The sequence below is a fragment of the Ruegeria sp. E5 genome (genome assembly GCF_056534105.1).
In genome coordinates this window covers 100,794-121,959 of the sequence record NZ_JBQFPA010000001.1, presented here as the reverse complement: position 1 = coordinate 121,959, position 21,166 = coordinate 100,794, and the positions used below count along the sequence as shown (strand labels likewise).

Annotated in this window: 21 protein-coding genes and 1 tRNA gene; 13 read left to right on the top strand and 9 right to left on the bottom strand. The window is 55.8% G+C overall.

The genetic code is table 11. The features are described from left to right. Positions 1 to 14: 14 nt before the first annotated feature. From ACR0BI_RS00655 to ACR0BI_RS00645, 3 genes are all read right to left on the bottom strand, one after another. Positions 15 to 1,103, bottom strand: coding sequence for an SH3 domain-containing protein (locus tag ACR0BI_RS00655; RefSeq protein WP_480561729.1), 1,089 nt, complete (start codon positions 1,101 to 1,103; stop codon positions 15 to 17). A 438-nt stretch (positions 1,104 to 1,541) separates the two neighbouring features. Beyond that, positions 1,542 to 2,597, bottom strand: a complete 1,056-nt coding sequence (locus tag ACR0BI_RS00650) for an AAA family ATPase (RefSeq protein WP_480561731.1) — start codon at positions 2,595 to 2,597, stop codon at positions 1,542 to 1,544. 170 nt (positions 2,598 to 2,767) lie between these two features. Then, on the bottom strand, positions 2,768 to 4,003 hold the full coding sequence (locus tag ACR0BI_RS00645; protein WP_480561733.1) for a hypothetical protein: 1,236 nt from the start codon (positions 4,001 to 4,003) through the stop codon (positions 2,768 to 2,770). Positions 4,004 to 4,354: 351 nt separating this feature from the next. Between ACR0BI_RS00645 and ACR0BI_RS00640 the strand changes: the two genes are divergently transcribed. Beyond that, the gene (locus tag ACR0BI_RS00640; protein WP_480561735.1) at positions 4,355 to 4,807 is read left to right on the top strand and encodes a hypothetical protein; all 453 of its coding nucleotides are present in this window, start codon (positions 4,355 to 4,357) and stop codon (positions 4,805 to 4,807) included. Then, positions 4,804 to 5,046, top strand: a complete 243-nt coding sequence (locus tag ACR0BI_RS00635) for a helix-turn-helix domain-containing protein (RefSeq protein WP_170645865.1) — start codon at positions 4,804 to 4,806, stop codon at positions 5,044 to 5,046. Before ACR0BI_RS00640 ends, ACR0BI_RS00635 begins: the two co-directional genes overlap by 4 nt. A 92-nt stretch (positions 5,047 to 5,138) precedes the next feature. On the opposite strand, the gene ACR0BI_RS00630 is transcribed toward ACR0BI_RS00635, so the two are convergent. Beyond that, a tRNA-Leu gene (locus ACR0BI_RS00630) sits at positions 5,139 to 5,225 on the bottom strand. 129 nt (positions 5,226 to 5,354) lie between these two features. Between ACR0BI_RS00630 and ACR0BI_RS00625 the strand changes: the two genes are divergently transcribed. Together ACR0BI_RS00625 and lipB are read left to right on the top strand one after the other, a co-directional pair. Further along, positions 5,355 to 6,014: a DsbA family oxidoreductase gene (locus ACR0BI_RS00625; RefSeq protein WP_480561737.1), complete on the top strand. Its 660-nt coding sequence runs from the start codon at positions 5,355 to 5,357 to the stop codon at positions 6,012 to 6,014. A gap of 39 nt (positions 6,015 to 6,053) precedes the next feature. Continuing rightward, the gene (gene lipB, locus ACR0BI_RS00620) at positions 6,054 to 6,710 is read left to right on the top strand and encodes a lipoyl(octanoyl) transferase LipB (RefSeq protein ID WP_480561739.1); all 657 of its coding nucleotides are present in this window, start codon (positions 6,054 to 6,056) and stop codon (positions 6,708 to 6,710) included. A gap of 314 nt (positions 6,711 to 7,024) precedes the next feature. On the opposite strand, the gene ACR0BI_RS00615 is transcribed toward lipB, so the two are convergent. Continuing rightward, a complete protein-coding gene (locus ACR0BI_RS00615; protein ID WP_480561741.1) occupies positions 7,025 to 7,960 on the bottom strand; it encodes a cation diffusion facilitator family transporter in 936 nt (311 codons plus the stop codon). A 486-nt stretch (positions 7,961 to 8,446) separates the two neighbouring features. After that, the gene (locus ACR0BI_RS00610) at positions 8,447 to 8,866 is read right to left on the bottom strand and encodes an HIT family protein (RefSeq protein WP_170393458.1); all 420 of its coding nucleotides are present in this window, start codon (positions 8,864 to 8,866) and stop codon (positions 8,447 to 8,449) included. A gap of 278 nt (positions 8,867 to 9,144) precedes the next feature. On the opposite strand from ACR0BI_RS00610, the gene ctaD reads away from it, so the two are divergent. From ctaD to ACR0BI_RS00590, 4 genes are all read left to right on the top strand, one after another. Next, the gene (gene ctaD, locus ACR0BI_RS00605; protein ID WP_170393460.1) at positions 9,145 to 10,803 is read left to right on the top strand and encodes a cytochrome c oxidase subunit I; all 1,659 of its coding nucleotides are present in this window, start codon (positions 9,145 to 9,147) and stop codon (positions 10,801 to 10,803) included. 231 nt (positions 10,804 to 11,034) lie between these two features. Further along, positions 11,035 to 11,994 carry a bestrophin family protein gene (locus ACR0BI_RS00600; RefSeq protein ID WP_480747106.1) on the top strand — a complete coding sequence of 320 codons (960 nt, stop codon included), beginning with the start codon at positions 11,035 to 11,037 and terminating at the stop codon, positions 11,992 to 11,994. Between the two features lie 83 nt (positions 11,995 to 12,077). Next, entirely contained in the window at positions 12,078 to 12,677 is a 600-nt protein-coding gene (locus ACR0BI_RS00595; RefSeq protein WP_170393465.1) for a 2-hydroxychromene-2-carboxylate isomerase, read from the top strand. A 46-nt stretch (positions 12,678 to 12,723) separates the two neighbouring features. Then, on the top strand, positions 12,724 to 13,209 hold the full coding sequence (locus ACR0BI_RS00590) for a DUF2244 domain-containing protein (protein ID WP_170510555.1): 486 nt from the start codon (positions 12,724 to 12,726) through the stop codon (positions 13,207 to 13,209). On the opposite strand, the gene ACR0BI_RS00585 is transcribed toward ACR0BI_RS00590, so the two are convergent. Then, entirely contained in the window at positions 13,210 to 13,692 is a 483-nt protein-coding gene (locus tag ACR0BI_RS00585) for a GatB/YqeY domain-containing protein (RefSeq protein ID WP_170393469.1), read from the bottom strand. A 182-nt stretch (positions 13,693 to 13,874) separates the two neighbouring features. Here ACR0BI_RS00585 and carA point away from each other — a divergent pair, with 182 nt between their 5' ends. Together carA and ACR0BI_RS00575 are read left to right on the top strand one after the other, a co-directional pair. Continuing rightward, a complete protein-coding gene (carA, locus tag ACR0BI_RS00580; protein WP_170393471.1) occupies positions 13,875 to 15,041 on the top strand; it encodes a glutamine-hydrolyzing carbamoyl-phosphate synthase small subunit in 1,167 nt (388 codons plus the stop codon). 62 nt (positions 15,042 to 15,103) lie between these two features. Further along, positions 15,104 to 17,032 carry a glycosyltransferase family 2 protein gene (locus tag ACR0BI_RS00575; RefSeq protein ID WP_480561743.1) on the top strand — a complete coding sequence of 643 codons (1,929 nt, stop codon included), beginning with the start codon at positions 15,104 to 15,106 and terminating at the stop codon, positions 17,030 to 17,032. On the opposite strand, the gene ACR0BI_RS00570 is transcribed toward ACR0BI_RS00575, so the two are convergent. Beyond that, positions 16,989 to 17,636: a GntR family transcriptional regulator gene (locus ACR0BI_RS00570; protein WP_170662202.1), complete on the bottom strand. Its 648-nt coding sequence runs from the start codon at positions 17,634 to 17,636 to the stop codon at positions 16,989 to 16,991. The genes ACR0BI_RS00575 and ACR0BI_RS00570 overlap by 44 nt on opposite strands. Positions 17,637 to 17,736: 100 nt before the next feature. On the opposite strand from ACR0BI_RS00570, the gene ACR0BI_RS00565 reads away from it, so the two are divergent. The 3 genes from ACR0BI_RS00565 to ACR0BI_RS00555 all read left to right on the top strand — a co-directional run bounded on the left by ACR0BI_RS00565 (position 17,737) and on the right by ACR0BI_RS00555 (position 19,986). Next, positions 17,737 to 18,381, top strand: coding sequence for a pyrimidine 5'-nucleotidase (locus tag ACR0BI_RS00565; protein WP_170393475.1), 645 nt, complete (start codon positions 17,737 to 17,739; stop codon positions 18,379 to 18,381). A gap of 87 nt (positions 18,382 to 18,468) precedes the next feature. Beyond that, positions 18,469 to 18,717: a hypothetical protein gene (locus ACR0BI_RS00560; protein ID WP_170393477.1), complete on the top strand. Its 249-nt coding sequence runs from the start codon at positions 18,469 to 18,471 to the stop codon at positions 18,715 to 18,717. Between the two features lie 72 nt (positions 18,718 to 18,789). Beyond that, positions 18,790 to 19,986, top strand: coding sequence for a UbiH/UbiF family hydroxylase (locus ACR0BI_RS00555; RefSeq protein ID WP_170393479.1), 1,197 nt, complete (start codon positions 18,790 to 18,792; stop codon positions 19,984 to 19,986). Between the two features lie 31 nt (positions 19,987 to 20,017). Here the strand turns inward: ACR0BI_RS00555 and ACR0BI_RS00550 are convergent, their stop codons facing one another. Beyond that, on the bottom strand, positions 20,018 to 21,145 hold the full coding sequence (locus ACR0BI_RS00550) for an aminotransferase class V-fold PLP-dependent enzyme (protein WP_170393481.1): 1,128 nt from the start codon (positions 21,143 to 21,145) through the stop codon (positions 20,018 to 20,020). Positions 21,146 to 21,166 lie beyond the last annotated feature (21 nt).

The following is a 21,166-nucleotide window of genomic DNA, read 5'->3' as shown; positions in this document are numbered from 1 at the left end:
CGCGCCACCCAAGCTTAATCATACATTGCCTGTCTCAAACCGACGGGAAGCTGGCCTTGAACGGAACCAAAAATCTCCCAGTTTTCACCTTCTTCCTTGACAGCAATAACGGGCTTTCCAGTACGAATGGAAATTGCCACCGCAGTCTTATTTCGGTAGCACATTGCTCGTTGACAGGCGCGCCCGACTATCCAGTCATCCACTTTTTTCATCCTGTTGCCGGCGCCGTTGGCCCCCCAACGAGCGCGCTCAAGATTGCTCCACCCAATTAGGTCTATGAGCATCCCTTCGTTTCCTGCCGCGCTTAGATAATCATAGGGGTGTTTTCCTTCCCAACTCAAAGGGTCAAAGACGTTCTCTACAATGTTGTCACGGAGCCCCAAAGAGCTTTCAACCACCTCGTTGCCATCATAGTCAAAAGCGACTTGGCCAACAGAAGCTGCACCGGCCATTACAACAACCCTGACAGAGCCCTCTCTTTCCTCAATTTCGAACCCGTCGAGACACGCGCCAAAAACTTCACTTAACACCAACTCTGGTCCATCTGCGTTCACCCACTGGAACATGGCGGGGCAAGCGGTTCCTCCGCTCAATCGTTGAATCAAAAACCAATGGTTAGTTTTGTGCACAATCGACACCAAGAAATCGTCAACGTCATAACTTTTCTCGCCGACAAAAATCTCTTCTTTCCTAGCCTTTCTGCGAAGAACCAAGTTTCCTATAGGAGTGCTGTAAGTTTCAGACAGGTTTTCCCAGTATAAAAGCCAGTCGCCGGAATCCTCTTTAGCTTCGTGTGCTTCGAGAGCACTAGGGCTTCTTACGAATTTCGTGCTTACCCAACCTTCGTAGATCTTCCATTCCCAACCGGTTTCTTTGCTTCTCGTGGACGTTTGGATTTTAACCCAATCGCCAGACCGAGATAACACTTTTAACCCCATACCTTTAGGCATGCGTGCGATGACTGTGTGACTACCACCCGGCCCTGCTCTAACATTCAACTTATTTGCGTCGACTACTGCGTAGCTTCCAACTTCGAGCGCAAGACTTGCTTTGACGCCAAGAAGTGTCGCCAACAACACAAGTACATAGGTTGTTTTACGCATCTTTTAAGTATTCCCTTCTCGCATAGGTTTAAAGGCACACAAACAAGAAAACAAAGTTCCGTCAAATGCCAGAGTAGAAATTAACCTAACGTCAACAAATACTAAGCGTGAGCCGTGAGGCAAGCTCACCTTCTATTTCTCAGGTTAACAGTCAGAAGAATGTATGCGAACCGTCCAAGCCATGGATACCCAACTCAACCATACCGATTATATCTAATCACCTGCCTGAGGCAGATGTTAACCGTGTTTCGTGGGAGCACGCAGGTGCGGTGATCGGTGATCAACTGCCTCTACTCCAGGCGTGTATATTTCACCGAGAAAACACTCCAACACAGGGCATTGGGGCACGTACTGGCTGGCCTTTCGACAGGAAGATGCAAGATGGCCCGACAACCAGCCCGGAATTTGCCATTTCGGCTCACCTGTCGCAATGACCGGCTAGTGTTTCAACGGCAATGTCTCCAGCCGCTGGACTTCCTCCAGAAGCTTAACAACCAAGCGAACGCTGACAGCGTTGTTGTTGATGGGCATCTGGATCGCTTGCCAAATCTGATCCATGCATTCCTCCGGCAACATCCGCCTTTTGACTTCATTTTCAATGAATGTTGCCAATTGGGCTCTGTTCGGCGGATCGATGTGGATTGCACGCACACGAGATCGAAGCAATGCCGGAAGACGGGTAGCATCATTAGCTGTCTTCAACCAATTGATCCGACTCATATCGAAACCAATTTGAAAATACGGACAGTGCCAATCAACGGCCGACACTGGCTCCAACAATCCAAGCAAAGCGGTATGCATGGATGTGCTGTGACCACTAGTACCGAAGGCAGTTCCCGCTTTGTCGACTTCATCAATGACGACCACTGGGTTTGCCACCTGTGTAGACAGCATGGTTTTAAGAGGCCGTCCACATTCGGCACCACCCCAGCCTCGGCTCAATCCAGCAACAGGAAACCCCTCTGAACTTGCGCCTCCATCAATGTGAACAACCGGCAAATTAGAAAGTTCTGCAACCCGACGAACAAGGTGAGTTTTCCCCAATCCAGCTCCGCCGATCAATAGCGTCGGCCTCATTCTCAACCCTGGCCCATGCTCAATGACATTGTGGCGCATGTCCAACCAGATTTCATGGATAACCCGCTGCATCCACGGCAACTCGTCATACAGCATTGCTGCGATTTCATCGACTTGATGTTCAGTTGACGGTCCACCTACCGCAACGCCATTCATAACAGGCCGCAACATCTTTCTGTCAGCTCGGGACAGATGCCGACCTTGAGAATACTTGCCACGGGCTTCGATAATTTTCTTTGCGCGGCGGCGGATCGTGTCAGTGTCTTGCCATGTCACTCGCTTAGGTTCTTCGGTTTTTCCTTCATTGCAGCTTGAGTACCGGAGTTCTTCCAAGTGGTTCCTCAAACGTCTTTCAATGTCATCATCGTCGGTTTCGAACAGCTTTAGATCGGTAAGCAACGGAACAATTCTTGGCATGTGAACACCTTCACGCGAGTGTCGCAGGTGATGAAATCCAAGGAGGTTTGTTTGGAAACTCTAAGCCTGCATTCAATAGATTTTCGAACAGCAAAGTTGCTGCTCATATCAATTGGATGTGGACCCGGTTTCTGTTCATTCGTGTAATGTATTGCAAGTTATATGAAAGTTCAATGGACATCCCAATTTTGATTGACGACAGTGCTTGAGGATGGCCTGCTGGTTTTGCCGAAAATTCCGTTCATGAAGCCTGTGAACCAATTCAAGACTGGGATCATTCTGGAAACCCAACGTCTTGGTTTTCTCGTAATACCTTTCTGGCCATAACTTCCACTTTGAACCGCCTTTTGGCATCGGGATCGTTGCTCGCGCTCGTTTTGAATCTGCCGAAGTGTCCTCAGAACACTAGGTGAGGCGATTACCGTGTAACTCTGAACATCAGCATCGCTGAGCAACCGTATGATGTCGTCGGCAAGCGGAGAAAGGAATTCCTTCAAGTCGAAGGGTTTTCCCGTGTTCGTCTCCCACGCATGTCGAGCGATCCGATTGACCTCAAACAAACTGCCCTGAACGCCCTTTCCCAAACTTGGCTCGAAGGATTTGTTGCAGAAGTCCTGGACGTACCCAAAAGCGACCAGGCGACCATCTGGCGACGCGACAGGGCGGCCGCAACCACAGTAGATGTTTTTTGCATTGCTCCCGGTCTTTGGCTTCGGCGTGTCTTGCCCCCTGCCCCCCTTGCGATCCACCTGTTCAATGGCTTCTGGTTCGCGGCCTCCACGTTTTTCCACAAGGCAGACAGAAAGACGGCCGGTATTTTCGCATTGGGAGAACTTCGTACGTCGCCCCTGCTCTTTTAACTCCTGCACTGTCTCCTTCAGCGAACCTTCCGTCCTTATAAGACGCCGCCCCTTGGAGACAGCCAGATAAGTTTCAAACACCTCTTTGTTTTTAGACGCCGCAATCTCATATGCGGTTTTGCTCGGCTTGGTTCCATATCGGATGAATCTGGCGACATCCTGATGTGCAATGCGTTTTAGATGAACGCCGGCCTTACATTGCAGCCAAGGCGAATTCTCCTTGATGAAGGCCAATGCTCTTTGACGATGGACATCACCAAGATCGAAGGTCAGGAAAATATGAAAATGCAGGTAGAACGTTTCCGTTTCAGGCTGAAATGGCGCTTCCAGTTGAACATACAAAAAGTCGCCCAGGTCGGATTTTTTGAGCGCAGTTTTGAGCTTGTTCATACGTTTGAACGCCAGGGCGACGCCAGCGTCATAGCCGTCAATCGAAACACGGCTTTCCAGGGCCGGAAATGTCAGCGCCGCCAACTGGGCCCGACCCTGCACTTTGGTTTCATAATGGTATAGGAGATTGGCCGCTGTCTGTGTTGTATCCACCATGGCAACTGAAGGTAGCCGCTTGTCGTGTTTGAATGCTGGGTAGCATAAAACGCCTGGATTTCACCTCGGCGCCTATTCTTGGGTTGAGGCCTGACTATTCTTGAGGGGGTCGAAAACTATTCTTGAACTGCCTATGGTTATTCTTGCAGCACTCAAGAACAGTAAAAAATGTTAAAAGTCAATGCCTTAAATCCACCCAAACACCGCACCAGCCCCAAATTGGAAATAATATTTTGCACGGATTTACTCCATTCGCTCTTCGCAAATAGCCTTCGAGCACCAAAGCGCCAATCCTAGCCTGAACATGAATTTAGGCACGGCGCGGAACCTGAAACCAGAATAGGAAGAAGAATGGAAGCAGAGCTAAACACCAATACGTCTGAGACGCCTTGCCCCCTTGAGGTTACGTACGTTGACTACCTTAACCTCCTACCAAATTTGGATCTGGCTGGCGAGCTGCTTGATTTGTACCGAGCCTGCAACCGAGATGCAGAAATGCTTCCTTTTGGACTTTCCCAAGACGTTCGAAGGGGACTGGCACTAGAAGCTTATATGTACAGGGCCGTCAAACGTCGCGAAATCGAAGACGAGAAGGAGATGTGCAATCAAAGTGAGATGAAATCAATAATTGCGACCATTCGCGATGTGGCCTCCTGCCTGCCCCTTGAAGAACTAGCGTACTGTCTGCGGCTTCACTTCTACCTGAAGGAAAAAGAACCTGATTCAGATCTATCAATTGTTCAGAACATGCTGTCGGAGCTTGTTCTTAGAGCGAAGGTTTCGGAGGGAGCAGCACTTAGATGAATGTGCAAAAACCCGCTAGCTTCTATGGAGGAGCCAATTCGAGCCTTCATGAGATTGCCGCGTCACCACCTGACTTGGCCCCCATCTATGTCCCTTTAAATGAATCAGCCAAGTGGTTCGGCGTTTCGCGTGACACGATTTACCGAGCTAGGAAACGTGGCCACCTCAAAATCTACAAAGCAGGGAGCCGATCCGTCTTGAAGGTTTCCGAAGTGAAATACTGGATCGAACATCGTTGATGTATCGCTTCCAGTGTGTGGGGCCGGTTGTGGGGCCGGCTCTACTCAACCCCACACTTCTACTATAAAAACAATATCTTGGGGGTTGACATTGGTGCGGTCGAGAAGACTCGAACTTCCACGGGTGTTACCCCACAGCGACCTCAACGCTGCGCGTCTACCAATTCCGCCACGACCGCACTGCCAATGACTTGGTAGAGGGGCGTATAGACGCTGAGCCGCGCGATGTGAAGAGGCAAAAACACAGCCGATTGAAATCACGTGCTTTAGCCATATCTAACCGCGATACAATGCAATCTGGAGCAGCCATGCCCTCGCCCGATCCCCGCCCTACCGTGCAGATTGATGTCGTCTCGGATGTGGTCTGTCCGTGGTGTATCGTAGGTTTTCGTCAACTCGATGCCGCGCTGAAGCAAGAGAATGTGCTGGCCCGATTGCGCTGGCATCCGTTCGAACTGAACCCCAGCATGGGCCCCGAGGGGCAGAACCTGCGGGAGCATATTGCCGAGAAATATGGCTCGACGCCCGAACAAAGCCAGCAGGCGCGCGAGCGGTTGACTGCGTTGGGCACTGAACTTGGGTTCACCTTCAATTTCACTGATGACAGCAGAATCGTGAACACCTTTGCCGCGCATCAACTGCTTGACTCGGCGGAAACACAGGGGCGTCAGCATCCGCTGAAACTGACCCTGTTCGAAACCTATTTCACCAAGCAACAGGATGTCTCTGACGTCGAAGTGTTGATGGGCGCGGTCGAGACGGCCGGGCTCGACCCGGAGGCGGCGCGAACCGCACTTGAATCAGGTGCGCATGCCCAACCGGTGCGTGAAAAACAAGATTTCTGGACCAGCCGAGGCATCTCGGGCGTGCCTTCGATGGTGTTTGGAGGGAAATATCTGCTGACCGGCGCACAGGGCACGGACACTTATGCGCAAGTCCTGCAACGCTGCCTGGCCGAGGCCGCCTGACCCCTTCCCCCTGCCCCGCAGACGGTCTAAGGAACGAGCATGGAATGGAAGACTACCGACGGGCTAATCGACTACGACGAGGCCACTGCCTTCATGGAGGCGCGCGTTGCCGCGATTGCAGCGGGTGAGGCGGACGAATGCATTTGGCTGTTGGAACACCCTCCGCTTTATACCGCTGGGACTTCTGCCAAGCGAGGAGATCTGACCGATCCGGATCGCTTTCCGGTCTATGAAAGCAAGCGCGGTGGACAGTACACCTATCACGGCCCCGGTCAGCGCGTTGTTTACGTCATGCTTGATGTGGGCAAACGCGGTCATGATGTGCGCCGCTTTGTGCAGCAGCTTGAGGCATGGGTGATTGCGGCTCTGGCCGAGTTCAATGTCACCGGTGAGATCCGCGACGGCCGCGTGGGCGTCTGGGTGCAACGGCAAGACAAGCCGCTGACGATCACCGGCCAGCCAGCCGAGGACAAGATCGCGGCCATCGGCATTCGCCTGCGGAAATGGATCAGCTTTCACGGCATCTCAATCAATGTCGAGCCGGACCTGTCACATTTCACCGGAATCGTGCCCTGCGGAATTCAGGAACACGGGGTGACCTCACTGGTCGATCTTGGGTTGCCGGTGACCATGGATGACGTCGATGTTGCGCTAAAAAAGACCTTTGATGAGGTCTTCGCCACCGAGGGCGCCTAGTTTATAGGTGATTCCACGTATTCGGATAGATCTGGCCAGAATACGCAAAAGACAATGCTAGTATTTGGGGCACTCTGTTTCGAAAATCATTCAGAAAATTCCTTTGAATGGCCTCAATTCGCCTCAAATTCAGGGATTCTTCACATCCTCTCCTTACAAACGCCATCTGACCACATAGTATGTAATGACCGTTCATGAGTGAGTGGTGTGTTAACCGGTGATCTCAGGGCTGCCCTGCGAAATCCGTGAAAGTGTTTGGTTACGAGTCTGCCGTTCCGACCCCATATCGGAACGGCAATTCTCGTTTTAGGCCCCTAAATCTGTTGATGCCCAAATCGGGTTGATCCGACGCAAGCGTGCCCGCTGGCTTCGATTTCAAGCGTAACATGACCAAGCCCAAACTTGTTCTGCAGAACCTGCTTGACCATCACCCGGATATCCTCGGCACTATCTTGTGCGTCGGGTTTGATGACCAGATGCGCCGACAGCGCGGGCTCACGCTCCTGCATGCTCCACAGATGGATGTGGTGAACTCCTGCCACGCCCGATACGCCTTCAATGGCTGTGGCGACCTCTTCCGTATCCAATTCTGTTGGCGCGCCCAACATCAGAACGCGTATGGTTTCACCGATCTCGGATTTGACGTGCCAAAGGATGTAAAGTGAGATCATGATGGTGACCGCTGGGTCGACCCAAGTCCAGTTGAAGACAATTACAGCGGTACCTGCGACAATCACGGCGACGGACCCCAATGCATCGGCCACATTGTGCAGGAATGCCGCACGAATATTCATGCTGTCCTTGGACATGGAATAGGTCAGCATAGCGGTGACAAGGTCGACGACCAATGCGATCCCAGCGATCCGGACAACGATCCAGCCATTAACCGGCTCGGGCTCGACAAACCGCATTACGCCTTCGTACAGCAGATAGACCGACAGAACGATCAGTGTTGTGTAGTTAACCAGCGCCGCTACAACCTCGGCCCGGCCATACCCGAAACTCATACGCGCGTTTGCGGGTCGACGAGCGATCTTGCGGGCAAAGAATGCGATGACCAGCGCAATCGCATCTGACAGGTTGTGCAAGGCGTCCGCAATCAAGGCGAGCGAACCTGAAATAACCCCGCCCACAACCTGTGCCAGCGTCAAGAACATATTGACCGCGATGGCCCAGGCAACGCGCGCATCTCCGGCCTGCGGATCAACATGCGCGTGGCTGTGCCCTTTGTGGGAATGCTGATGAGCCATTTTAGTGAGTCCTATTTTCTGAATCACCATGCTACATAATTCCTCTAGTGACTAGAGGTTCAAGGGGGTGTTTTCGAAAATGAATGCAATCGGGGCTCCCTCATTTCGCACTGGAATCAAAGCACCTACGATCCGGTTCTGGACTTCTACCGCCGTTCAAACCTACTGCGGGTAATCAGCGCCGCTATGACGAAACCGCGCTGCGGCGGTTGCAATGCGTACGCCATGGCCAAGATCTGGCCAGCCGCTGGCCTAATTAGAGGCTTTGCTCACGCTCGAAGGTGCAAATGGAAAAACTTGAACCGGGCTAATGAAATCGCCGAACAGCAGCCTGATGATTTACGAGTCCGGATCGCACGCCTGAAAAGAATGGAACAAGACTGATCCGTATTCCTCAGGCCTGCGACGGGCAGCGCGATTACGCAAGTGTCGTGTTCCATGCGTTTGGTGATCACGACGCCTGCGACAGCTCGCTTCGAAGGTGGATCAGGTCAGTGCCGCGCGGATCTTGTCGGCGTGTTGAGCAATCAGGTCAAAATCGCCCATTTTACCGGGCGGGCGTATCGAGACGCCCTCGTGGCGCGGCAATACATGCACATGCAGGTGAAATACCTCTTGCCCGCCTGCGGCCTCATTGAATTGCTGAACGGTGACGCCATCAGCGTCAAACGCTTCTTTCACAGCGTGAGCCATCTTCTGTACCGTCGCCATCACCGCTGCCAGTTGCTCGGGCGTTGCATCCAGCATGTTGCGACAGGGGGTTTTGGGGATCACCAACAAGTGCCCGTCCGCCCGGGGCATGATATCCATCAGCGCGACGGTGTCGTCGTCTTCATACACACGGTTTGACGGGATTTCTCCGCGCAGGATCTTGGCAAAGACATTTTCGGGATCATAAGCGGTCATTACAGGCCTCCGGTGTTGGACTTACCCGTTGTTCTGAGCCGCCGCTTGATGCGGGTCAAGCGGGTTTCCCCGTCACCACTTGTAATCGCGGACTGAATCCCCAAATCCCTCGCATCCGAGGTCAGATTATCGCGCAGCACAGTCTGCCCGCGACAATTAATCTTGATCCAGATCAAACTCGACCATTGAAGGTCGCCCCTTCGCAATCTAAAACCAGCAGGAATCCCGCGCGTTGGAGAGGTCCGACTGCGCGGTACAGTTGCAACAGGAGGCACCTAATGGCAGACGCAGCCATTCATGGTCACGAGCATGAAGATCAGCGCGGCTTTTTCACCCGCTGGTTCATGTCGACCAACCACAAGGACATCGGGATTCTCTACCTGGTCTTTTCGGCCCTTGCCGGTCTGATCTCGGTTCTGATGACTGTCTATATGCGGCTCGAACTGATGCACCCCGGTGTTCAGTATATGTGCCTCGAAGGTTTCATGGCCGATCCATGTACCCCCAACGGTCACCTCTGGAACGTGATGATCACCTATCACGGTGTTCTGATGATGTTCTTCGTGGTCATCCCCGCCCTGTTCGGCGGATTTGGCAACTATTTCATGCCGTTGCAGATCGGCGCGCCGGACATGGCGTTCCCGCGGATGAACAACCTGTCCTTCTGGCTGTATGTCGCTGGCACCTCGCTGGGCGTCGCCTCGCTGCTCAGCCCCGGTGGTAATGACCAGCTTGGTTCAGGTGTAGGCTGGGTTCTGTATCCACCGCTGTCGACGACCGAAGGCGGCATGTCCATGGACCTTGCGATCTTCGCCGTGCACGTATCGGGCGCCTCCTCGATCCTCGGCGCGATCAACATGATTACCACCTTCCTCAATATGCGTGCCCCGGGAATGACACTGTTCAAGGTGCCTCTGTTCAGCTGGTCGATCTTCGTCACTTCGTGGCTGATTCTGCTGTCGCTGCCGGTTCTGGCAGGCGCGATCACCATGCTGCTGATGGACCGCAACTTCGGCTTCACCTTCTTTGATCCGGCCGGTGGCGGCGATCCGATCCTGTATCAGCACATCCTTTGGTTCTTTGGCCACCCGGAAGTGTACATTGTGATCCTGCCCGGCTTTGGCATCATCAGCCACGTGATCGCGACCTTCGCGCGTAAACCAATCTTCGGCTACCTGCCGATGGTCTGGGCGATCATCGCGATCGGTGTGCTGGGCTTCGTCGTATGGGCGCATCACATGTACACAGTTGGCATGTCGCTGCGCCAGCAGGCCTACTTCATGCTGGCCACGATGGTCATCGCGGTTCCGACCGGCGTTAAGGTCTTCTCGTGGATCGCGACCATGTGGGGCGGCTCGATCGAGTTCAAAACCCCGATGCTGTTCGCCTTCGGCTTCCTGTTCCTGTTCACCGTTGGTGGTGTGACCGGCGTTGTGCTGTCGCAGGCCGGCGTGGACCGTGCCTATCACGACACCTATTACGTCGTTGCGCACTTCCACTACGTGATGAGCTTGGGTGCCGTCTTCGCGATCTTCGCTGGCGTGTACTTCTACTTCTCGAAGATGACGGGCCGTCAGTATTCCGAGTTCTGGGGCAAGGTTCACTTCTGGCTGTTCTTCATCGGCGCCAACCTGACCTTCTTCCCGCAGCACTTCCTGGGCCGTCAGGGCATGCCACGCCGCTATATCGACTACCCTGAAGCGTTTGCTCAATGGAACTTCGTTTCGTCGATTGGTGCGTTCATCTCGTTCGCCTCGTTCCTGCTGTTCTTCGGCATCGTGATCTACGCCCTGCTGCGTGGTGCGAAAGAGACACGTCCGAACCCGTGGAACGAATACGCGGATACGTTGGAATGGACCCTGCCCACGCCGCCGCCTGAACACACGTTCGAGCAGCTGCCCAAGCAGGAAGACTGGGACAAGGGCCACGCGCACTAATCCCGCCATCCAAACCAAACTCAGCAAAGCCCCGCCCCGTGCGGGGCTTTGTGTTTTTTATGCCCCCAGTCCGCAACTTGCTGCACCCAACACGTAGACGCACCAAAGATCAGGCCGCTAGTATTTGCGAAAACAGCATAATCTAAGACGGGTGCGCGCCACATGATTCTCCATCACGGCATCACACTTCGGCAACTGGTCAAAGGCTCTGCCGGGTTCATTTGCATCGTCATGGCCTGGATACTCCTGCTTGAACTAGTGGATGAAGTTACTCCGCTTGAGTTGATCTCGAACTCCAGCCCACCGGTCACGATGCTGGGTTTGGCAGTGGCATTTTTTCTGGGTTTCAAGAACACCTCGGCCTATGGCCGCTGGGTTGAGGCCCGCAAGATCTGGGGGGACATCGTCAACGCCAGTCGCGATTGGGGCAACACGATCAGCAATCTGGTTCAGGCTGACGGCACGCCGCTTGCGCCCGAGATACGGCGTGAATTGCTGGAACGTCATATCGCTTGGCTCAACATGCTGGCATTTCAGCTGCGCCAGCCCGCTACGCATGGACGTGCCCGCCGCCCGTGGATGTTCGGACACAAACCGGTCGTGGACAAAATCGCGCTGCATCAGGAACCCGAATGCTGGCGCGATACCCAACTGGCGGCTGATTTGCCTCTGCTCGAAGGGAAATCCAACCGTGCCGCGTACCTGTTGTTTCTTCAGGGTGAGCGGCTTTCATCACTGGCGCAATCCGGCAAGATCGACCCCTATTGGCATGTGGCGCTGATGAACCGGCTAGCACGGTTTGCAGACGCGCAAGGCCAAAGCGAACGTATCAAGAATACCCCCTTCCCACGGCAGGTCGCCGAGGTCGGACGCATCTTCAGCTATATTTTTATCTTCATGTTACCGCTGGCGTTGAATGACCAACGCTCGATCACCGCTGGCATGGGCTACTCGGTAACAAAATCCGTTCTGCTTGACTGGGCAGTCTTTGCTCCGATCGGAGCGTTGGTTTGCTGGATTTTCTTCGTGACTGAACGGGTCAGCGCCTCGATGGAGGACCCGTTCGAAGGCGACGTAACCGATGTTCCGATCTCGTCCATCTGCCGCATGATCGAAATCGACCTGCGCCAGATGACTTCCTGCGGCACTGCCCCTCAGCCGACAGAACCCATCGATAAAGCGTTACTTTGACCATTTAAATTGGGCAAAGATCGAAAAAACCTCCGTTTTGCGGTATTCTGGTTGGCAAAGCCCCTTTTGACAGGAGCCTTGCAATGCCCGAGATCGACTTTTGGTATTCAATCGGCAGCACTTACAGTTTTCTGACCATCACGCGCCTGGATGGCTGGTGCGAAGAAAACGATGCGACGGTAACCTGGCGCCCCTTCAACGTGCGCACGGTGATGTCGGAACAGCAAAATATACCCTTCGCGGGCAAACCGGTGAAGTCGGCCTATATGTGGCGCGATATTGAGCGGCGCGCCGCAAAATATCACATCCACGCCAAACTTCCCGCCCCCTATCCAATTTCTGACCTGGCGCTGGCAAATCAGGTGGCTTTGCTGGGCATGCAGGACGGCTGGGGCGCGGGGTTCACGCAAAATCTTTATCGGATCTGGTTCGAGGACGGGATTGAGGCCGGTAGCGAAAGCGCCATTTCCGAAGCCCTGCTTCGGTGCCAACAAGATCCACGCCTGATGCTTGCCCGTGCCCGCAGCCCGGACGCTGTTGCAGCCTTGGAGGACGAGACAAACAAGGCCATCAAACTGGGGGTTTTCGGCGCACCCAGCTTTGTTGTCCGCGACGAAGTGTTCTGGGGTGATGACCGGCTTGACGATGCCCTGTCATGGGTCCGCGTCGGCCACGTTGTCTGACTGATTTTTGCTTCGACATTGCGCCGGTCTGAGCTAGGTTCTCGCCATGCCTTATCAATGGACAGAAAACTCGGACGCTGAACAGGAACTGCGGCTTTGGCCGCACAACTCCTTGCCACCACGTGGTGCAATGACCGTCATCTTGTCGGTGTTCCTGTTCGGACTGATCCCGCTGCTGGCGATGTTGGGTTCGATCGTCCTGTGGGGTCTGCTGCCGTTCCTACTGCTGACGGTTCTGGGCCTCTGGTTGGCAATCCAGACAAATTATCGCGCGCGCAGCGTGTTCGAGGTTCTGACCTTAGGCCAGACGCAAGCCCACCTTGTGCACCACCACCCAGACAAGGGCGATCAGGAATGGACCTGCAACCGCTATTGGGCCCGTCCTGAAATGCACACCAGCGGTGGTCCGGTACCCCATTACGTAACGCTGATCGGCGATGGGCGCGAAGTTGAGATCGGCGCGTTCCTGTCCGAGGACGAGCGGATCGCGCTGTTTGATGATCTGAGTCAGAAACTGCGCAAATCGACGTGACTAAGCGCCGTTCGAGTTAGCGCAAAGATGATCTTTGACCATCGGTCCTACTTTGCCGAAATCCATCTGACCGGTATAGCGCGACTTCAACTCGCCCATCACCTTGCCCATATCGCGGATTGAGCCCGCCCCAGTAGACGTGATGGCGGTCTGAATGGCCTTGCTAACCTCGTCGTCGTCCAGCTGTTTGGGCAGGAATTCCTCAATCACCTCAACCTCGCGCAGTTCCCGCTCGGCCAAATCAAGGCGTCCGCCCTCTTCGTAGGCGCGTGCGCTTTCCTTGCGCTGCTTGGTCATTTTACCCAGAATTTCAAGCACTTCGGCATCGCCGCAGCCTTTGGTCTCTTCATTGTCAGAGGCGCGCGAAGCAATATCACGATCCTTGATCGCCGCATTGATCAGGCGCAGTGTCGAAAGACGCTCGGCGGCTTTGTCTTTCATAGCTTGCTTCAGGGCAGAGTTCACCCGTGATCGCATATCCATATGGTCTGTCTATCCCCATGGCAAAGGAACCCTGACCATATCGAAACAAAAAGGTTGGTACAACAGTGGACATTAATTGTAACTCATTGATTTTTAACAATAGCCCAAAATTTGAACAGACTTGACCCTAGCGTATAACCCACTTAGTTATGCGCCCGTTTACCTTGCAGGAGAGTCGCGCCATGGCCCAGAACGCCCCGTCCAAGCCCACCGCATGTCTGGCGTTGGCCGATGGAACCCTGTTTTACGGTGTGGGCTTCGGCGCAACCGGTCAAACCGAGGCCGAGTTGTGTTTCAACACCGCCATGACAGGCTATCAAGAGATCATGACCGATCCTTCTTATGCGGGCCAGATCGTGACCTTCACTTTCCCGCATATCGGCAATGTCGGAGTGAATCCCGAAGATGACGAAACCGGCGATCCGGTGGCAGCCGGGATGGTCGTTAAATGGGACCCGACCGAGCCGTCGAATTGGCGCGCGACAGAAGAGCTAAAAAGCTGGCTGGCCCGCCGTGGTCGCATCGCAATCGGCGGCGTCGATACCCGCCGCCTGACCCGGGCGATCCGTCAGCAAGGCGCACCGCACGTGGCGCTGGCTCATGATCCCGAGGGAAACTTCGATATCGAAGCCCTGATTGCTGCAGCGCGTAGTTTTGCGGGTCTCGAAGGGATGGATCTGGCCAAAGAAGTCACGTGCGCCCAAAGCTATCGCTGGGATGAGATGCGTTGGGCTTGGCCCGATGGCTACCAGCGTCAGGAAGCCCCGATGCACAAGGTGGTCGCGATCGACTATGGTGCCAAGCGCAACATCTTGCGCTGCCTCGCCTCGGCGGGTTGCGACGTAACCGTATTGCCCGCCACCGCAACGGCTGCGGAGGTGCTGGCACACAAGCCGGACGGAGTGTTCCTGTCAAACGGACCCGGCGATCCCGCGGCTACCGGCGAATATGCAGTTCCAATGATCAAGGAAGTGCTGGATACAACAGATCTGCCTGTCTTTGGTATCTGCCTAGGCCATCAGATGCTGGCACTGGCGCTTGGCGGGCAGACGATCAAGATGAACCACGGCCACCATGGTGCCAATCATCCGGTCAAGGATATGGAAACCGGCAAGGTCGAGATCACCTCGATGAACCACGGCTTCGCCGTGGACGCAGAAACACTGCCCGATGGCGTAGTCGAAACGCATCGCTCTCTGTTTGACGGCTCGAACTGCGGTATCCGCATGACGGGCCGCCCGGTTTATTCGGTGCAGCATCATCCAGAAGCGTCACCCGGCCCGCAGGACAGTTTCTACCTGTTCGAACGCTTTGCCGCGGCGATGGCGGATCAAAAAGCACAAGCTTAAAGGCGAATTCAACAGCGTTAACCGTGTGTTAACCCTGACTAAGCAACCCTGCCGGATGTTAAATGCGGCAGGGTTTCGTTATGGTCGAATTGAATCTCCAGCGTCAGCCACTGGCGCAGCCTGTGCCCGGGCCGCATTCGCGCAAACCGCTCGGCACATGTCTCGTCGAACAAGGCATCATCACATCCGACCAGTTGGCGCGCGCCCTGCGGATGCAAGTATTCCAGAACGCGCCATTGGGGGAAATACTGGTCAGTGAAGGATGGGCCAGCCGTGCGCAGGTCCTCTCGGCGCTGTCTGACCAAACCGGCCTTCAGATCGCCGATCTTGCGCAGGTACCACCTGCCGCAGACCTCTGCTTGCTCGAACCGGTCGAGTTTTGGTTGGAGCACAATGTACTGCCCTGGATGCGTGTGGGGCCAATCCTGCTGATCGCTACAGCCAGGCCAGATACATTCGACGCAGTGGCAGACGCATTGAAACGCCACCGTTACACAATCATCCCGGTTCTGGCAGGACCCGAGCAGATCGATGCCGCCATCGCCCGTCAATATGCTCAACCGCTGGCACAAGCTGCAGAAACTCGCGTTGAGGCGCGGCAAAGCTGCAGGAATTGGTCGGCCCAGACGCGCCGTGGGCCGATCATTGGATTTATCCTGTTCGCGGCACTCTGTGTTTGTTTCCCGATAGTTGGCCTCGGCCTTCTTTTGGGCTTTGCACTGCTGACCCTAGGACTGTTCTTGTCTCTCAGGCTCTCGGGGCTCATTGCTTATCTATGGCGAGAAAAATCTGAGCCAACAACAAAGACCTCTGGGTCGCTTCGCCTACCCCGCGTCTCGATCCTTGTGCCGCTATATAAGGAACGCGAGATTGCCGATGACCTGATCGCCCGTCTGCGCCGCCTGACCTATCCCAAAGCGTTGCTGGATGTCATTTTGGTGCTGGAAGAGCGGGATGACGTAACCAATGAGGCGCTCAGGCAAATAGAACTGCCAACCTGGATGCGCGCCATTGTTGTGCCGGATCGGGGTGACCTGACCACCAAGCCCCGTGCGATGAACTATGCGCTGGATTTCTGCCGTGGAGAGATTTTGGGCGTTTGGGATGCCGAAGACGCGCCGCAATCCGATCAGATTGAAACCGTTGTCCGCCATTTCGCGAACGCCCCAAAGGAGGTGGTGTGCCTGCAAGGTATTCTAGACTACTACAATCCGCGCACCAATTGGCGGTCGCGCTGTTTTAGCATCGAATACAGCGGCTGGTTTCGCGTCGTCCTGAAAGGCATCGCGCGAATTGGTCTGGTCGTTCCGCTGGGCGGCACAACCTTCTTTTTTCGCCGCGACAAGCTGGTCGAACTGGGCGGTTGGGATGCCCATAATGTCACCGAAGATGCCGATCTGGGTGTCCGCCTAAGCCGTGCCGGATATCGGACCGAGATCGTCAGCACCACGACCTATGAAGAGGCGAACTTTCACGCCTGGCCATGGGTCAAGCAGCGTTCGCGTTGGCTGAAGGGGTTCATGGTAACCTATCTGGTGCATATGCGCGCACCACGCCAATTGCTGCGCGATCTGGGGTTGCTGCGCTTTTTGGGCTTACAGGCCTTTTTTCTGGGAACACTGGGCCAATTCCTTCTGGCCCCGCTTTTGTGGGCGTTCTGGCCCATCTTTTTCGGGCTGCCCCACCTGTATCAACCAATCCTGACACCCGGTTTATTGACTGCCTGCGTGGTTCTGTTTCTCGTCGCCGAAGCCGCCAACCTATTGGTGGGTATCTGCGGTGTCATCGCAGGCAAACGCAGGTTCCTGCTACCCTGGGTGCCGACCATGGTGCTATACTATCCGCTGGGCGTGTTGGCGGCCTACAAAGGCCTGTGGGAACTGGCGGTCAATCCGTTCTTCTGGGACAAGACCCAGCACGGGCATGCGGTCGAGGAACATGAGACCGCTATTTCTCGCGCCGGATCGCATCCTGTTTCAGCCGCGTCATGAAGGCGACCGAAATGTGATCCTGCAACGCCTTGGCCGCCGCGTCCTCGTCTCGCGCCGCAATCGCGTCCACGATGCCTTTGTGCTCGCTCTGCGCAATCTCGCCACGCCCTTCTGCGGCCAGCGATGTGGTCGCCATCAAGGCCATGGTCCGATGCACAAGATCAAGCTGCTGCACCAGATAGCGGTTATGCGAAGCCAGGTGAATCTGTTCGTGAAATCTCCGGTTGGCCCGCGACAGCGCAACAGGATCTCCGATCAACTCATTGTCGGCCACCACCATTTCCTGAAGGACCCGAATTTCCTCTTCGGTTGCGTGTTTTGCGGCCAGACGTGCGGCCAGCCCTTCCAATTCACGCCGGACAACATAAAGCTCGGCCATCTGGTTGTGGTCCAATGAGGCCACGATCAACGACCGCCCGTCCCGTTCCAGCAACGACTGCGTTTCCAGCCGCTGCAGCGCCTCGCGGATCGGAGTGCGCGAAACGCCAAACCGCTCGGCCAGTTCGCTTTCCACCAGCCGATCACCAGGCTTGTAGACACCGACGTCTATCGCTTCGAGAATAAGGCTATAGGCGTCCGTATTGGACTGTTTGGATTGGGGCATCGGCTGAATTGTCTCCTCGTTCGGACCTGTCTAGCCGCCACACGCCCCCCCGATCAAGTGCGGCATTGAAAACCGCAGCCCATCGCCCTAAACCCAAAGCATGGTCAAACCTGCCTTTTCCCATGTCACCCAATGGGTGTTCGATCTAGACAACACGCTTTACCCGCCGCATATGCGCCTGTTCGATCAGATCGAAGTGCTGATGACGGATTACGTCGTGCAAGCTATCGGCGTCGACCGCCCCGAGGCCGACCGGTTGCGTTCACATTACTGGCGCGAATACGGCACGACACTCGCGGGCCTGATGGCAGAGCACGATCTGGACCCCGATCCCTATCTGCACGCCGTGCATCAGGTGGACATGAGCCATATGGAACCCGATGTTGCGCTGGCGGAACATATCCGCGCTTTGCCCGGGCGACGCATTGTCTATACCAATGGATCTGCACCTTATGCCGAGCGCGTTCTGGCGGCACGCGGTCTGAATGGGCTGTTCGACGCGATCTATGGCGTAGAACACGCAGGCTATCGCCCCAAGCCGCAAAAAGCCGCGTTCGAGGCGATCTTTGCGCAGGATGGAATCGATACAGCGAAAGCCGCCATGTTCGAAGATGATCCACGCAATCTGGCCGCCCCGCACGAGATGGGGATGCGTACCGTGCACGTCGCGCCTGACCCGCACGAGGCTGACCATATTCACCATCACACCGATGATCTGACCGGGTTTCTGGGTCGCCTGCGATAGGCTGTCACACTGCGACGATCTGTTCGTTTCGCAGTTGCAGAATTGACCCCATATGCAGCTCAGCGACGAACAGAATCGGAGACCCCAATGACCGCGCTTGAGATGCCTCAGCGCCTGCCTCTTTGGCAGCGCTTTTTGTTTGCAATTCCCGTGTTTGGCTGGATGGCCCGGGACGCGGCCAATGCCGAAGCTGAAGACCTTTATTATACAGCCGCGGCGCTGGTCAGCATGTGGGGCTGTTCCATCCTTCTGTTCGGCCTGCCGGGTCTTTACATTCCCGCCCTGATGCTGGTGCCGACGATGTTCCTTGTCCTGATTTTGATCTCTCGGGGATAAAGCACGAGACAGGATGTCACTTGGCGCCCACCGCGCAACAGCACTAGTGTCTGCGGCAACGGAGACATACTCATGACTGACAGCTGTGACATCCTGATTTCCGGCGGCGGAATCGCCGGATTGACCGCCGCCGCCGCCTTTGGCGCTGCCGGGTTCGACGTAGTCTGCGTCGATCCCACCCCTCCGATCACCGAGCGGGACGTGGACGGATCGGATCTGCGTACCACCGCTTTTTTGCAGCCTGCCCACGGTCTGTTGGAACAATGCGGGCTTTGGGCCAAGCTGGATGCCCACGCCGCGCCCCTGCAGATCATGCGCATCGTGGACGCGGGTGGCGATGTGCCCGAACCGCGCGTCGTGCGTGATTTCAACGCCGCCGATATCTCGGATCAGCCATTCGGATGGAACCTGCCCAACTGGCTGCTGCGCCGCGAGATGGTGGCGCGACTAGCCGAACTGCCGAATGTCGATTTCCGCCCCGGCACCGGTACGGTCAGCCTGTTCACCCGCACCAATGAGGCACGGGTCGGCCTGAGCGACGGCACCCGCATCCGCTGCAAACTGGTAATCGCCGCCGACGGGCGCAGTTCACCAATGCGCAAAGCTGCCGGGATCAATGTTCATACCACGCGCTACGGCCAAAAGGCCCTCGCCTTCGCCGTCACCCATCCCATCCCGCACGACAATGTCTCGACCGAGATTCACCGCTCGGGCGGGCCGTTCACATTGGTCCCCCTGCCCGACTGGCAAGGCCAGCCGTCCTCGGCCATTGTCTGGATGGAACGTGGGCCACGTGCCGTTGAACTGTTAAACCTTGAAACCGACGCGTTCGAAGCCGCCATGACCGAACGCTCTTGCGGGCTGTTCGGACCGCTGAAATTGGCCTCACGCCGGACGATCTGGCCGATCATCAGCCAGTCGGCGGAACGGTTGTCGGGCGAACGCATCGCGCTGATGGCCGAGGCCGCGCATGTGGTGCCACCTATTGGTGCGCAGGGGCTGAACATGTCGTTGGGCGATCTGCGCTGCTTGCTGGAATTGACGCAAGCCCGGCCCGAGGGCTTAGGCGATGCGCAGATGCTGGATTCCTATCACAAGGCCCGCCATACCGAGATCGAACTGCGCGTCAAAGGCATCGACCTGCTGAACCGCGCATCGATGATCGAAGCGCGTCCGCTGCGCGACGCACGAGCGATGGGGCTGAATGCGCTCTATTCCCTACCACCCGTGCGCAAGACGCTAATGCAAATGGGCCTCGGCGTCCGCTGAACCGTAGGGCGGGCTTCTGCCCGCCACGCTATTACAGCACCTGATCCAGAACCCGTTTCAGGCGCGCAATCGTGTCGTCAACATCATACAGCTTGTCCAAGCCAAACAGGCCGAGACGGAAGGTGCTGAACCCTTCGGGTTCGTCACATTGCAGCGGTACGCCGGCTGCGATCTGCATGCCCAGGGCCGCGAACTTCTTGCCGTTCTGCACTTCGGGGTCTGCTGTATAGCTGACCACCACACCCGGCGCGCCGAACCCTTCGGCGGCAACCGACATGACGCCCTTGTCCCTAAGATAGGCCCGGACGCCATCACCCAGCGCCCATTGCGCCGCGCGCAGCTTTTCGAAGCCGTACGCGCGCGTCTCGGCCATTGTGTCGCGGAAGGAAAGCAGAGAATCCGTTGGCATGGTGGCGTGATAGGCATGGCCGCCATTCTCGTAGGCCTGCATGATCTGGCGCCACTTCTTCAAATCTATCGCAAAGCTATCGGATGAGGTTTCTGCCAGCCGCGCCTCGGCGCGTTCGGATAGCATGACAAGACCGGCGCATGGCGTTGCGCTCCACCCCTTCTGCGGAGCCGAGATCAGCACATCCACTCCGGTGGCCTTCATATCGACCCAGGCACAGCCCGAGGCGATGCAGTCCAGCACCATCAACGCCCCCACCTCATGCGCAGCAGCGGCCATCGCTGTCACATAATCATCAGGCAGAATCACTCCGGCCGAGGTCTCAACATGCGGCGCGAAGACAATACCCGGTCGTTTCTCATGGATTGTCGCCACAACTTCATCAATCGGGGCCGGAGCAAAAGGTGACGGGCTGGAATTGCCGGTTTCGCGCGCTTTGAGAACGGTGGTCGACGATGTCAGATCACCTGACTCGATGATCTGGCTCCACCGATATGAAAACCACCCATTGCGTACGACAAGCACATCAGCATCCCGCGCAAACTGTCGCGCGACGGCTTCCATCCCATAGGTGCCTCCGCCGGGAATGACCGCAACGCCTTCAGCATTGTAAACTTCACGCAGCATTGCTGAAATATCGCGCATGACTTGCTGAAAACTTGCAGACATATGGTTCAGAGAACGGTCGGTAAAAACCACCGAGAACTCCTCCAGCCCGCCCGGGTCAACAGTATTCAGTAGTGCCGGCATGACGCATCCTTTCTATTGGGT